We start from the raw sequence: 15,309 nt of genomic DNA, 5'->3' as shown, positions 1-15,309 counted from the left end.
CCCTAACTTGGATGCTTAGTCTTCTTGAGAAAGAATCAAGTTTAATATATTCAACTCATTGGAAGTCAAAAGCTGCTTATCTGTGAATAACTTGTGCCTAATTTCGCCTAAACTATAGCTTCTAAAGACAACAAATGGAAATTCCCCATACTGAGAGCCAATGGGCAAAATGTTGTCTACAGGAAACATACAACGGATATATTCAGCTAAAATATCTCGGAATGATTCTCCATCTGGCTCCTCTACACTCCTTGAAAAATAGTCTTTAATCGCCTCATTGCTGGTAAATATAAATAGTGGAATTGCATAATACTGGTCAAAACGCTGACTATTTTGCTCAAACCACTGTGTCCGGCTCACTTGTTTTCCAAGTAAGTTAACTAGCTCAATTGCTCCAAAACTTGCCGAACGCAAACTCTCTGGATAGGCTGGATTAGAATTAATAGAATATAACTTTTTTAAAAGTTCATTATTGGCGTAAGGTTTTAGTTCTCGCTCTAGACGCATTTCATAGTTTTCTTGAAGTGCTTTATTAGCTAAAGAAACTACTAGCATACTGCCACTAATGTGGCTGGCTTCTACAGGGCCAAAGCTTAATAGCTGATCCAAACCACTACTTACCAACTTCACAAACTGGTCTGCAAAAGACTCTCGCATTGATAGATAAGAAAGGGTTTGTGTCGGCGGGGAATTGTCTAAATCACTCAAGATTATCTTTACACGACCTAGCAGCTGCTCTAGACTCGTATAAACCTCTTTCAAGAGCTTGTCACTGCGACGGCGAATATGCTCTTTCTTCAGTTCTTTGATTAAACCGGATATCTTACCCGTAAATGTTTCACCAGCGGCAAATACTGATTTTCCACCAATAGGAATCATCATAAAATAGTTTTTACCTATCTGCCCAGATCCGGAAATTCTTGTCATTACAGATGTCTTGAGAATTAATAGAATATTCACAAGACTCAGCACACTTTCTTGTAAAGAAAGCTCCGGGTCATCAGCGTAATATACAGCCCGCTCTGAGAAGTAAAGAATTAAATCTTTCTCCTCATTATCTAAGGTTTTGGTAATTCCATCTTCAAGGTAGCTACCGCGACCCCGGTAAATTACCTGAATAATTTCCATTAGGTTTTGTTCAATGGCAAAGCGAGGGATATCAACCAGAATATGCTTAGTTTTAGGAAATGATAACCCCCGACTAGCTGAGGCAGTCATAAAGACCACTTTCACATTGTTCTTACGTTTTTGGATTTCTTCTTTTTCCTGCTCTGAAATATTGGCGTGTATTTCTAGGTAGTCTGTAAATTTCTGAAATGTACCTCGATGTTTTTTTAGATATTCAGTCAGTTCTTTTAATCTCTGCTTATCCTGGATATACACAATTATCTGTCCAGCTTCTGGGTTATCCAAGAAAGCATTAATATCTTCAGCAATCTCTGCTTGTACACGCTTGACTAAGCTATATTTTTTCTCTAAAAAAACTGAATTGCTAAATTTAAAAGATTCTAGAAATACTTTGTAAGTAATGTTTAAACTACTAGCAGGGTAGGAGTTAGAATTGATGACAGTTGCACCTAACCCCTTAAATTTGAAAATTTGTAATGAAAGGGGAGAGTTGTTCTCTGAAGCTCGCCGATAAAAGATTTTGTCTGGTTCTGAAACTGTAGTAGAAAGATGCTGTTGAATGACATCTGGATCAACAATAGAAGCATCAGCTACAATAATTTTGGTGTTAAAGCCATATTGAGAATTGGTCAGCTGATATTGGCGAAGGATAGAACTGATGCGGTTTAAAAATTCTACACCGCTATGGTCTCCTGTAATCTCATCAACCATGATAAATATATGTTTAATGCGTTGAGAGATTTTCTTCATTTGCTCAGGAATGACTGAACCTTCACTTTGGTTATAGGCGTTCCTAAATATCTTTTCAAAATGGCGGAGAGTGTCTTGGCCGTTTCCCGTTTTTTTCAAAGATTGTAGCGAAATTGTTGCCACTATATTATTGGAAAGTTGACGGTCTATAATTGTGTAAATAGCTTCACAGATACTATCTAAAACTCCTTTAGTCTGCTCACCAGCATCCTGAATTAAATCTTCCATTTTGCGCTGGAGTCTTTGAGAAGCTGAGGGACGGCGCTCAATCAGAGCTTGACCATCGATAAAATGAACAGCTTGCTCTGTAAAGTCTCCTTCTCGTAAATCAGAGAAATACTGCACAGTACAGTGTCCAGCATTAGCTTGAATAATCTCTGCATTGGTATTGATGCAAAACAGTCCGTGATTCTCCGATGGTGCTGCAATGCTCCCGCCCAATGATTCTCCCGGTTGACTCTTGAACTTCTCAATCACGTCCTTATTGACGTTTTTTCTGGGACTGACATAGAAAAACAAAAAACCATCTTCGAGATGCTGTTTGAGAAATTCCACAATGGTTGTGGTTTTACCAATGCCAGGATTGCCAGTTAAAAAAAGATAAGGATTGTCATTAGTCAGGGCAGTTTGAATTAGGGCGGTGTGAGCCGAACGCAGGTCTAGACTACCACTCAGTCCGAGTTGAGCCATTAATTGAAGCGGTACTTCCCCACTTGAGTTGAAAAACCCTGTTACTCGTTCCTGGTGAGTAACCAAAGTAGTTGTGTCAGGTGGCACTGCTAAAAGAGAGTTTATAAATGTCTTGCCATCAACAAAACTCTCAGCTGCTTTCCTTTTGATGATTCTGAGAACTTGTTGACGAGCTTCGGCGATCGCTTGACCACTTTCTTGGTGCTTATAAATGCGGCGGCAGGTATTTAAGATATCTAAATTTTCTTGATTTACTGACATGGCACTAACGCCCCGGTCAGTGTAACCCATAATGTTAAACATTACGGGGTCAGCTTCTTGGAGAAGAGAGTGCTGTCGTAAAAACTCATAGAAGCTATGAGCATAACTGGCGGCTTGGATTAATTTGACACTCTCTTTGTCCTTGCGCTTGAAAGCTGTGAAATAACGAGCAATCCCTTCAGAAAAGGTTAATCCAAGTTTTGTGGTATCTGTTCCTGTATCGATACTAAGTCCAGAGAAAACACTTTTTGAGCGTAAATAACTAATTTCACTTAGCAGTAATTGCCGTAGAACTTCTATATTATCTAAATCTTTAATATCTTCAGCTGACTTTATCGAAAACACTGATAAATCCACTGAGAGGATACGAAACTGTTTGCCGTTGTGCAGCAGCATTAAAGTATCAGCCCTAAGAAACTCTCCCTGCTGCTTATAGCGACCGATATCAACCTTGATATCTCCTAATTGTGACAGGATATCTCTAAAGGCTTGTTCCTCACCCTTAACATGAGTACCAAGGCTGTTGTCATCACAAAAGTTGCACTGGTAGTATAAAATTTCCAGCTTTCGATGTTTCCAACCTGTTGATTCCAGGTACTCCCTAAAGAAATTTAAGCCGGATAAAAACCCCTTTTGGAGGAAAAATATACTCCACTTAGCAATGATTTTGCTATCACTATCATTAATTACATTAGCGCGGTCAACTATACGCCGATGCAGTTGGGGAAAGCGCAACGCTTGTAAGTCACGTTGATATAAATTTCCAAATCGGTTATTTAGTTGGTTTTGCTGAATATAAGCAAGGATACCAACATTGAAGCCTATTTCAAATAATCGTCCAAAGTCTTCTGCAATCATTTATGCTCCTCTCCTTCTACATTCAAGGCACGTCTAACTTCAGTTAAAAACGCCAAAGAGTTAAAGCTTACGCTCCTAGTGGTGTGCTTGAAAACTGACAATTTACCAACTGCATCATCCCCAATTATATTTTCGTAAGGATCGAGCTTAAAGCTAATGTTGCGATTCCTTCTAGGAACAGCTTCGTAGCGCGAAAAGTGAAATAAGGTTAGATATTGCAAAATATCATTTTTGATAGGATTGTTTTCGCGGTCATAAATTAGTCCCCTACGGATATCTTCATCATCTAGAATGTCATCATAGACATTTAGCAAGGTGGCGTAGGAAATTACCCCGTTGTAGTAACGCTCGTCATCTTGACCGACTTTAATTCCATTGAATAGATTGAAAAAGACAACAGCTTTCTTGCTGGGGTCTTCAACTAAGCCTGTTAGTTCAAGTGTGTCCTGGATGTACAGAGAACTAACAGTGCGCCCCAGATTTACCACATAATATTTATCAAAGAATACTGGGTATATTTTGATGTCGTCTTTATCTCCCTTTAAAGCCTTGAGTACAGGTGTGGACATGAAAAATAGTGATTCATCTTCACCACTCTGAGTCATATTTAGAGTGCTAGAATATGGCGACTTGGCAATATACATAAAGTGCCGATAGCCCTCGCGGTATAATTTGTCAACTTCGTCAATGACAATAGTAGGTCTTTGAAACATCTGCTGATGTTCATAGTTTGCTGCGAAAGTTTTGAGCGTTTCTAAGCGAACTGTGCCATCCTGTAGACGCTCTACTCCCACAACTTCTCCTAACAAGTTTGATATTCGTTCTCCACCTCGCCAACTGGCATCACTTTCACGGCTGGAGACTATAATAATTGCTAATTTATCTAGCTGGGTCTTGTAGGAAGAAGCGTTGAATTTAAATTTTTTGGGCAGTACAGAGTAAAGAGAACTTAGACCATTTTCAATTTTGTAAGGATTCAGGTTTTTGACACAGAATCCTTGAGTACTGGATTGATGTTCTTCGCTCAATAAGTGGGATAAAGTTTTAGAGAGCGATCGCATAAATTCTTCCTCTGGTGTAGAGTTCTGCTTGCTACGCAGTTGCAACCGCACAATGGGAATAAAAAGTTTATCTTTGACAGACTCAAGCAGTACTTTTAGGCAGATATAAATAAGCAGAGAAAAAGTAAACCGATAAATAAACGCTTTGGGGGAGTCGGGATTGTTGAAAATTTGCTCTCGTAATTTTTTATGATTGTAGATGAATAAAATTGGTTTTTGATGTTTGAAAGAATTATTGTAGATGTTCTGACAGCTTGCTTCAGTAAGAGGAACCAAAAGAATTGGTAGTGCTTTAATATCTGTGATATCATACGCCATGCTAAATGTTTGGCGCTCATCAGTGGGGAAATAGCGAATATCTTCTACCGCGATGCTGACAGAAAGATTGCAGAGATAACTACTATCAATATGAGGCTCTCTGATGGCAATATACTTTAGGGTTTCTCGTGACCTCTCACCAAAGACAGGCTTGAAAAATGTGGATTTGGTCAAAATGCTGTCCATATCCCGCTCTAGGATGCCTCTTTTCACGCCGATAACGAGCGGATATTCTCGCTTGTTCAGGATAGGCTTACGTTGCAGAAAATTCTTCAGTAGCTGCTTCAGGTTTTCAATTTTTATTTTGACGTTAAATTTTTCAATTCCTTCCTTAATTTTGGCAAATATTTTCTTCTTAGCTTCCTCGTCAGATCCTTTGAGTATGGGTAAGACTTTTTCATCAAATACAGAGACAGGCTGATAATTTAATTCTGAGCTATAATCGTAGTCATCAGCTAAAGGATCACTTTTGGAAGCAAAGATAAAGTAGAACAAGAAAACTATTTTTAAGACTTTCTCTTTAAAATAATCACTTTTAAAAGGGTCTTCTAATCCTGTCTGATGTTCTTGACTTTCTGGGTCGATCAGGTTGAGGTAATAATCTAGTACAGAAAGTGGCTCATCTCCATAAGCTTGAACTGTACCGCCAAATTTTAGCTTGAAACCAAAAATAAATTGCTGCTCTCCTTTAGTATCATCTTTAGTTTCTCCCAGATACCCTTCGATTAAGGGAATAATGGGGAGAATATCTAAAGCTTCGGCACGAGAAAATAAATCTCTATAGTTGACTGACTTTCCGGCATAGCTTACTTGGTAATGACCATCCTCTCGGTTGATATCACTGATATATTCTTCCAACAAGCGCAACCGCCGAATCAAATCCTGAAGATAGATTTTGCCATCTGTACTATCGTCGATGTTTTCCTGAAGAAACTCTAAATACCTGATTTTTGCCTCTCGCTTCAGCTTGCCAATAGCTTCGGTGTACATGACTCGCTTGAGCTTGTAAAAGTCAGATTTCTTATTTTTAATCAGTTCTTGGAGTGTGTCGCTTAATTCCTCTAAATCACTCTCATTTTCTTCGCTAAATTCTCGTTGGATATAGTTATCAAGACTGGAAGAAAGTTGAGAATCAAATCCCTTAATATCTTTAACTGTGATGATTAGTTTATGAAACTTCAGGAGAGAATCGCTGCCTGAACGGTGGCGCTGAAGACTGAGCCGCTGTTTTTGCAAACCTTTATACTCTCCGAAAGGATAAGTAAATCCCAGAGCTGGTTTTGTACCTTGAAAAGACTGTAAATCTGTCAGTAATTGCGAAATTGCTGACTCTACTGTTTTGTTTGGTGGTAATGCCGCACTCAAGAGGTTTTGCAAATAATCGCGGATTAGCCTGATTTGCTCTGGGAAATTTTTACCTGTGCGATCGCTAAAGTTGACAGTTGCGGAACGAATCCCGCTAGTAGATGCCAAAGGGCTTTCCACTTGTGAATTAGCAACCAGATCAGCGATTTTGTCAATATTGATCCGCAACCGACTGTCATCTGGGGAGAACTGGAATGGGTTTTGATTGGGCAGCACTTCCAATATTTTATTGAGTAAACTGCTGTAATCTAAGGGAGCTAAATGATTGTCACCAAGAGAAATAATATTCACCCTCATGCCTCCTACAAATGGTTGAGATAGTGTAAGATGCCTCAATTGATAGTGGCGATAAAAACTACATCATTTGCGCTCTTAACATTAAAAAGCAATACATTTGCACTATTACAGCATAATAAATCAATGCTAGGCAAGTAGGGACAGATTTAGCGATCGCCACCGGACTTAGTAGCTATTTTCTACTTGAATATTAGAGTGCTGTGATCTTTGAGGTCAAACGAGTGTTAAAACCAGGTGGACATTTTGTGTTTGACATCCTCAATCTAGAACAACCTCTAGCCGAAGATTGGGCAGTTGAAACATATTTGGGTGCTAAAGTGTTTCTGGAATCTGTGGTTACAGCGCTTCTGGCTATTATGCAATATAGTTTTCTCCTTGTCCCTCTCCTATCATCGCTTTCAGCTTTTAGGATGTACCTCATAGCTGCTGGAAGTGCTGTAAGTGGGAAAAAACAATCACGGGAAAATCCACAACGAAAACTAGCGCATCTCAATTCATTGGGGCTTATTTTGGGTCAATACAATTGTTTTATGACCAATTTCAAAAACCCTCAATATCTTCTCCTCCCACACCACCGGAGTCTTCCCCAAAAATCCAGTCGCTATCACTGTCGGCATTACCTTCGCCATCCACTTGAAGATTTAAGGAAGGTATTAGCTGTTCAATCTGGCTTTCAAGTCGGGAGAAGCTATGTTTTCCGCCGCACTGTACTAGCCTGTGCTAAAGCCAAAGGCGATGCATATACGCACTCATCACCGTTCATCCCGCAACCACTCTAACCCAGTTCTCAACGCCGCCTCCGCCGTGTAATAAATCTTTTGTTCCCCGAATATCCCACCCGTGCGGCTGATGATACGGAATTCCCAGCAATGCCCTGGTGTGTAAAAGACCATTAGGATACTGCTGTTGACACAGAGTACCGTATAAACTTTAACTTGAGACATTTACTGATGTTGTGGGTGTGATGATGCAAAAGCAATTGTCTAGGATTTCTCACCCAGATACTAACTCAAGCTGTAGTAATTAATCCCAAATGCGAATGGATTGGAGCTTTCGTTTGCTGCTACCGTTACCTAATGCTCCGCGCGTTTCAACCCAATAGCCAAAGCGCAGTATTGTTATAAGTCTCCTCTTGAACCTACTGTTATTATCGTAACTTCAGTTTTCGGCTTGGTGCAGTCAAACTTTGCCTCAATTGGCTTCAGGAATATTATTAATTAACGCAATATATTCTCCATAGTCAACATTATACTTTGCCAGCATATTCTCTAAATCATCATAAAACTGTAGCTCGATTCCAAAAGCATGATAAATCCACTTAGCATTATTAAAATATCCTTTTATTGAAAAATCCTGTGCAGGATAGGTACAATACCAACCTCCCTTCTTAGGTTGCCAGATATAGCCTTCAGCATTGAGTAAATCTTTAATTGCGTAAGTGCCGTTTCGGCCTTTTCCAGCCTGATTACCCACTTTAACAGTAATGCGCTGTATGCTTCCAACAAAAGATGGATAATCTAACCAATCAAGTAAGCTAATTCTTTTCCTACTTTTTAATTCTTCAAGGAAAGGTGATAAGCTTTGGGTTTCTGTGAGAATAAATAAATGCTCTACTGCACGAGTTAAGGCAACATAAAAAAGGCGACGTTCCTCATCAACTACTTGCTCAATGCTATCACCGAAAACACGGCTAAACATCAAATCAGGGTGTATTAATGGGTAACAACGAGGGACAGCATCAAGTATTATAACTACATCATTCTGAAGACCTTTATACTTGTGAGCGGTTGATATGCTTACAGCCTTTCTTGATTCTTCAGGAAGATAGGAGCGTACCAAGTTTAAGAACTTGTCGAGTACGCCATTTTTTGATTTACCTTTACCATAATTTACATACCAAGGTAAACTATTCTTACGGCTGAGTAAAACTACATTTTTTCTATCCTTGATAGCCTTGTCTACTAAGCGCAATATAGCAGGCGTTATACTGTCCCCTGGATGCTGTTCTTGCTCCTTGGGAGTTGGCTCAAATTGTCCCATCTCAGCAATTTCAACCGTTCCAAATATAGCTTTATGGGCGCGTGCAGGAGTACCCAATCCATACATCAATGTATTACCGATATCGACAATTGAAATAGCTGAACGGTAATTAGTAGCTATATTTAATTTTTGCGAAGGCTGGAAAAACTGCGCGAAATTCTGGTAAAAGCGAAGATCAGAACCAGCAAAACCATTAATTGCTTGCCAGTCATCACCAACACAGAAAAATTCTGCTTGAGGATTTTGTTGTCGAATTGCTTCTATTAAATGGTGAAAAAGTTCTGAGAAATCTTGATATTCATCAATCAGTATGTATCGAAGACACCTTAGATCGCCAGTGCCAGATTTGCGACTAAATACAGTTTGTCCCGATGCGATAACTGCGGCAGCTTTTTGCATCAGTCCATCAAAATCTTCCTCACCTGTTGCCTGAAGCTGTTGCAAATAGGACTGATAAAACTTTTGTGCAAGCTCCAAAAAAACCTGCTCAACATCACTAGCACACTTATGATTATCAACGAGAGAGGCTAATTTTTCTGAAGTGAGAGACAGTTTGCGACAACGCTGGATAAATCCTTCTACTACTTTGGTAAAACGGTCTATAACTCTAAGTTTAATTTTCTTCCAAATCTCGTCTTCGGTCAAGCGATGGCACTTCATCCCATAATTTTCAAGACATCGTTTAAGTAAAGCACAAAAATCTTCTACTCCTTCAAATCTGAGGGTAGTTGGGGATAACTCCACAAAATGCCAGTTAGGATGATTTCGCCAATATTCTCGCTTTTGTTCTGACATTATATCGTAATCTGGATCGCCTTTTAGTCCAAAATATTCAATCACTATCCCCTGATTTTCTCCAGTAACAATCGTGAAATCAGGGCGATAATTAATGTCATTCCACCAAAAATTACGCTCGTATTTGTATGTAATGTCGTGTTCTAATAAAAAATTTGCAATTACTTTCTCACCAAAAGACTTGTAGTAGTTTCCGTCAAGCCCCTCTCTTGGTAATGAGCGACGGTAACGTAACATTTCTTCAGTACTTTTATCATAACCACCCCAAGCAATGCGCTCCCAGTCTTCACGAAAGTGCGCCATCATCAAAACGCGAATTTTTTCATAAACATCTGGCTTGCAGTGATACTCATAAATTACAGTCTGTAAAGCTTTGGCTTGATTCTGTTGTCCATCTGGTTCATTGAAAAGAATGCTTTTTTCTGGATGAACTAAAGCATAAGCTAATGCATGAAAAGTCATTACATGAGGAACAGAGTTTTGTAATTGTAGAGTAAGACGCTCTCGTATTTCTTCCGCAGCCTTGCGATTGAAAGCTAAAAGTAATATTTCATTGGGTGCAACACCACAATGTTTTTGTAAAAATAAAGCTCGATTTACCAAAGTTGAAGTTTTGCCACTTCCAGCTCGTGCTACTACTTGTATATGACCTTCCACAGCACCAATTGCTGCTGCTTGCTCAAGATCAGGTGAGGTATTTAAGTTAGTTTTTACCCATGATTGCACATAACTTAGCTTTTCAGCTTGGTACTCTTTAAATAATATGTGTCCAGTACACTTAGTTTGATAAAAGTTATCAGCATTGAAAAAATTTTGTTCAAACTGCTCTTTTATGCTGTTTAGTAAAAATAATTTTTTAACTTTCCTTGCTTCAGCTTCTATTATTTCAGCTTCTAGTTTTTGAGCTTCGCATCTTTCAATTTCTAGTTTTTGTGCTTCCCGCTTTTCAGCTTCCAGCCTTTGCGCTTCTAGCCTTTGAGCCTGGCGTATTTTAATTTCTTTCTCTTTTGCTTCCAATTTTTCAGCTTTCAATGTTCTCGCTTCTTGCTCAATTTTTGCTAATGAAATTATTTGTTTTAGAGAACAAGGTGGTGACATTGTATTAAATATTTCAATAAATATCTCTTTGTAATATTTAATGTTAAATTCGTTTTTATAATTTATTTCAATTAATATTTCTTCGTGTTTTGTGTTTTGGTCTTTTATGTTCTGTATTTGTAAAATTTTTCCTTTAATTCCATACGTAATTTCTGCTTGAAAGCGACTAACTTCTCTACCAACCAAAAGATTCCAGAGGTTATCGTTATCCCCAATTAATTCTGCAAAGCTTTGAACATTGTCAATCTGTGAATCTTTATCCATTCTCTACCTAACTCTTACTCAAATGCTTACAGTGACTTAAGCGCCTACTTTTATTTTTCCCGTAGATAGGGCAGAATTAACACAGACTATTTAGCACTTTAAAGATTAATGCTCTAGTTGAGCAATTCGTTGAAAAAAGTAACCAGTTCCTCTTTGTGTCAAAATATATTCTGGATTTTCCGGGTCATCTTCTAACTTCAAGCGCAAACGAGAGATATGCACATCCACCACACGAGTCTCTGCATGTTGTTCTGGGTTATAACCCCGCACAAACTGGCAAAGAATTACGTCTATAATTGAATTAATAGATCAAAAATAAATAACTCTTCCGTAGACGTTATGCTGAACTTTAAAGGAAAATTCGGAATTTACCTTTAATAGCAAGGCTTTTGGGCATTTTTAACCTTGATTTTATTCCAAAGGCTAAAAATCACAGTTTAAAATCTATCTTTCTTGCCCAGTAAGGAATCTGAGCTATTTTATAAGCGTTTTTAGCATAACAAGTAATGAAGAACCAAATAAATCTGTTCAAATTACGCTATACCAGTTTTTAAATTGATTGATTTTTTTTGATAAAAATAGTTGATAGGATTATAAGTTGATGGAAAATCCTGATGAATATGATCAGAATGGTTTTATTTTCCCTCGTAGTCGATACTACGGTCAGGTGAAACCTGAATATCTAGTATTTAATGCTAATTTACAAGAATTTGCTCAAAAAACTGGTTACATCACTAATTTAGAAACCAATGGCAAGATGAACCCAGAAGATGCCTACAAACAGATTAAACTACTTTGGAAACAGTTAAAACAAAGCAAAAAAGGATTGGGAATTGTTAAGGAGCTACCAGGAGCAGATTGAAGTTACTTTCACAAACAGCAATATTGGTGTCAGTCGCTAGAAGAAGATTCTTATAGTGTGCGTGAATGACCGAACAATTCCCAGTTCGCAATGACTGACATCAAAATTGATTTTGTCTTCCTTGAGGAGAAATTATACAGATTCTGATAAAACATTCAAAAGTGGTAGATGAAATTGAACTTATTTACCTAGCAAGATACAAGAAGTATTCGATGTTTTATGTTCTAGTTAAAATAAGGGAACTAATAAGGGATTTTGCGGAGGTCGAGGAAGCAAATCTAAAAGGGGCTTTAGCTCCCGGTTCAAACTGAGGAGGAAGTTCAGGTAGAATCGCCTCACTTTTTTTGCAATAGCGTAACCGCCTGCTGGAAGCGATGCCTGCGGCGAGCTACGCCTACGCCACATCCTTGCAAACGTTTGCCAGCCTGGACATTCAAAAGATTATATATTCTGAAAGTGTGCTGAGATTGGTTGCCTATATTTTTTTAGGTCATGCGCCGATCGCCAAAATTGTCTTTCCATAATTCAATACAGACACTCAATGACAAGAGTGCAAAAGTAACTTTTGCACTCTTGTGGGAAAAGGGTAAAGGTTAAAGGGTAAAGGTTTTTTCTTATTCCTTTCCCCCTTCCCCTTTTCCCACTTCTGAAAGAAGTCTAATCTAGAAGTGTCTTTGTCGCTCTAATTAATCTCTCTACAACAAAGGAATCATCCCATGACTACAAGCATACTCTCATTGAAGATAAACAAAATTCGTTGGGCGGACATCATTGAGTATCCCCAGCATGGAGCTAAAAGTAAGGTTCTGCTAGAAGATGAAAACTGCCGCTATACGCTGATGTCTCTGGCGGCAGAATCGACCATTGCAGAACATACCAATCCTCGCAATGCGACTGTGAATGTAATTGAAGGACAAGGCGTGCTGACGCTGGAAGATCAAGAGATTGTTCTAGAATCTGGAGTCTTTGCTTTTATACCCGCCAACGCACGCCACGCACTTAAAGCAGCAACTAACCTCGCCTTTTTATTAACGCTTTCTGAACAGGTTGCCAACTCCAAACATTGACCTGATAAGTTTCTCAACGCTGTTCCTAATGAGCGAGAACTCTCAACCATGTCTTATCTGTTTATTAGGAGTCAAAAGCGCAAAACAGTCTTAAGTTACAGTCATGAGGAAAGAAGCGATCGCTTAATACTTGTATCTGTGCAACAGATTATGCTGGGACATCTGCACGAAAAAGAAATTTGTACTCAATTGGTAAATTCTTCAGCAAGGGACTCGTATTTCCCATCGATTTGGTGTACCTTATTAATTTCGTGCAATTATTAATACTCATCTTCTCCCAAATTTACTCAGACAAATTTTAAGCCAATGCCTTCAAGGGAACAGCCAATGAAAACTTCTAATGAGATACATACAAAGAAAATCATCAAAAAATCTGATAAGCTTACCCTGAGACAGATGAAGCTAATTGAGGAGGCAGAAGACCAACTTCTTGAAGCTAATACTGTCAATTCTCCAGCCCCTGTGGTTGAGGTTGAGGAGAAACCAGTAGCGATTTCAGAGCCTAGAGTTCCTGACTATGTTCCACTGCTTGACAATCCTCCAGTACAATCGGTGGGCAACTCTGGCTGGCAAGTGTCTGATGTCTGGCGGGATATTCGAGTAGATGATTTTTGTAATTAAAGCAGACAATTTGTATTCCCAGACGGTTCTGCATCAAGGCGGTTGCAGTTATCCATGATCCAAATCTTAGAAATTGAGGGACAGGCACCTGATCAGGGAGAAAAGTTTTCCCGAAGGCATACTTGTGCAGCAATACCTCAATACTTCGTTAAAACGATAATATGCAACCGCCTGAGCAATTTTTGTAAACTATCTTTGCACTCAGTCAAAGATATAGTTAATTGTGCCTATAATAAGTTACGGCTAACTATAACTGGAAGTTAGCACCCTGTAAATGGTTATCGCTTGGATTACGCATCAAAAGCGATACCAAAGACAAACAAAATTTATCGGCAGCGCAATAGTTCCTATTCCGTTGCCAACATGCACCCTCCGCGATCGCATGTTGGTGAAAGTGTTGTATATCAGGGGAATTAGTGTTAATCGTAGTTTATGTCGGATAAAAGATAAGGGTTAATTATTTTGTCTTCAACCGCGATCGGGTATGATGGTTGAAGTCGCAAGGGGAGCAATGCGGTTTTGTCAGATCCGCTAAAAAACAAGCGATCGCAAAAATCAAATCTAAGTAAGAAGTGACTTTATTTACTAAATATATGCTGATAGCCGTGAGAATTCATCTTGATGAGATATCTCAAAAAGATTAATAGCAAGCCATTTGACCATTGTTACCAAAAATATCTACAATCAGTCTTTTATACTTGGTGTTAATTAAAGCAAATAATAAGTTAAGAGTAGAACTAAAGTATAAAATTTATCAAGCAGTTTGGGGTTTGATAAAGGAATTAAAGATAGAACCACAAAAATTATCCCAACTTCCAGCTATCCATTGGCAACGCAGATGTAACATAATTTCTGCATTTTCTTTCAACCAGAATTTACTGTTTCCTTTGATTCTTAGATTAGACCTCTTGCAGAATTATTTTATGGTAAAGTGGAAGATTTTGAGATGAATTGGCTTCACCAATGCGATACGAACAAACAAAGCGACTGTCCAATCGGGAATTTAAACGTCTGGTTGGGGTACAAAGACGGACATTTGAAGAGATAGTCAAGGTACTGCAAGATGCTGTCAGTCACAGAGAAACACGGGGTTGTTGTAAGAAACTGTGTCTGGAAGACCAGGCATTGGTGTGTTTAACGTACTGGCGTGAATATCGAACTTATTTCCATATCGCCAGTGATTGGCAAGTGTCAGAAGCAACTGTTTGTCGTACTGTTCATTGGGTAGAAAATATTTTAGTCAATTCCGGGAGGTTTCGGTTAGGAGGAAAAAAGTCATTGTTGACACCATCACAAAAACCGAAAACAGTAGCAATGGATGTGACTGAAAGTCCCATAGAACGTCCTAAATATGGTCAGAAACGTTTTTTTAGTGGTAAACAAAAAAGACATACACTGAAGTCTCAATTTGTGATTGACCTGGAAACGTTACAAGTAATTTGTGTTGTCAATGATTCAGGCCGTAGACATGATTTCAAGCTGTTTATTCACAGTAAAGTTCGTTTTCATCCTGATACCGAAAGTCTAGAAGATAGCGGCTACCAAGGAATTGCTAAATTTCATGCCAATAGCCGTATACCAAGAAAGAAACCGAGAAAAGGTAAGTTGACCAAGGAAGATAAGCAGTTTAACCGTGATTTAGCACGCCGCCGAGTTGCTGTGGAACACGTCAACCGGAGATTAAAAATTTTTCGGATTTTCAGCCAGCGATACCGCAATCGCAGAAAACGCTTTGCATTGCGTTGCCACTTAATTGCTGGTGTTTATAACTATGATATTCAAAATGCTTGTTAACTTTTTGACAATTTGTTTAACCCTCAAATCTTGCGGGGCT

Annotated in this window: 9 protein-coding genes and 2 pseudogenes; 6 read left to right on the top strand and 5 right to left on the bottom strand. The window is 38.7% G+C overall.

Annotated features, from left to right (window positions below; translation table 11 throughout):
• Positions 1-15: 15 nt before the first annotated feature.
• On the bottom strand, positions 16-3,687 hold the full coding sequence (locus tag RRG12_RS02685; RefSeq protein ID WP_420758250.1) for a helicase-related protein: 3,672 nt from the start codon (positions 3,685-3,687) through the stop codon (positions 16-18).
• Positions 3,684-6,728, bottom strand: coding sequence for a hypothetical protein (locus RRG12_RS02680; RefSeq protein WP_420758249.1), 3,045 nt, complete (start codon positions 6,726-6,728; stop codon positions 3,684-3,686). Before RRG12_RS02680 ends, RRG12_RS02685 begins: the two co-directional genes overlap by 4 nt.
• A 143-nt stretch (positions 6,729-6,871) precedes the next feature.
• On the opposite strand from RRG12_RS02680, the pseudogene RRG12_RS02675 reads away from it, so the two are divergent.
• Positions 6,872-7,063 (top strand): annotated as a pseudogene (locus RRG12_RS02675) (SAM-dependent methyltransferase); the annotation flags it as partial.
• A 417-nt stretch (positions 7,064-7,480) separates the two neighbouring features.
• On the opposite strand, the gene RRG12_RS02670 reads toward RRG12_RS02675, so the two are convergent.
• The 3 genes and pseudogenes from RRG12_RS02670 to RRG12_RS02660 all read right to left on the bottom strand — a co-directional run.
• A complete protein-coding gene (locus RRG12_RS02670) occupies positions 7,481-7,672 on the bottom strand; it encodes a hypothetical protein (protein WP_420758248.1) in 192 nt (63 codons plus the stop codon).
• A 247-nt stretch (positions 7,673-7,919) separates the two neighbouring features.
• Complete coding sequence (locus tag RRG12_RS02665; RefSeq protein WP_420758247.1) at positions 7,920-10,925, bottom strand: UvrD-helicase domain-containing protein; 3,006 nt, start codon at positions 10,923-10,925, stop codon at positions 7,920-7,922.
• A 105-nt stretch (positions 10,926-11,030) separates the two neighbouring features.
• Positions 11,031-11,207 (bottom strand): annotated as a pseudogene (locus tag RRG12_RS02660) (winged helix-turn-helix domain-containing protein); the annotation flags it as partial.
• A gap of 319 nt (positions 11,208-11,526) precedes the next feature.
• Between RRG12_RS02660 and RRG12_RS02655 the strand changes: the two are divergent.
• The 5 genes from RRG12_RS02655 (at position 11,527) to RRG12_RS02635 (ending at position 15,269) form a co-directional block, all read left to right on the top strand.
• The gene (locus RRG12_RS02655) at positions 11,527-11,787 is read left to right on the top strand and encodes a DUF7219 family protein (protein ID WP_420758246.1); all 261 of its coding nucleotides are present in this window, start codon (positions 11,527-11,529) and stop codon (positions 11,785-11,787) included.
• Between the two features lie 374 nt (positions 11,788-12,161).
• Positions 12,162-12,311, top strand: a complete 150-nt coding sequence (locus RRG12_RS02650; protein WP_420758245.1) for a hypothetical protein — start codon at positions 12,162-12,164, stop codon at positions 12,309-12,311.
• Positions 12,312-12,503: 192 nt separating this feature from the next.
• Positions 12,504-12,854, top strand: coding sequence for a cupin domain-containing protein (locus tag RRG12_RS02645; protein WP_190736712.1), 351 nt, complete (start codon positions 12,504-12,506; stop codon positions 12,852-12,854).
• A 327-nt stretch (positions 12,855-13,181) separates the two neighbouring features.
• Positions 13,182-13,475 (top strand): hypothetical protein, encoded by a 294-nt coding sequence (locus tag RRG12_RS02640; RefSeq protein ID WP_420758244.1) that lies wholly within the window; start codon positions 13,182-13,184, stop codon positions 13,473-13,475.
• Positions 13,476-14,438: 963 nt separating this feature from the next.
• The gene (locus RRG12_RS02635; RefSeq protein WP_420758243.1) at positions 14,439-15,269 is read left to right on the top strand and encodes an IS5 family transposase; all 831 of its coding nucleotides are present in this window, start codon (positions 14,439-14,441) and stop codon (positions 15,267-15,269) included.
• Positions 15,270-15,309 lie beyond the last annotated feature (40 nt).

Source organism: Nostoc sp. CALU 546 (assembly GCF_048836525.1).
The sequence above is the reverse complement of the archived record's forward strand: the minus strand, read 5'-3'. Positions and strand labels throughout refer to the sequence as shown.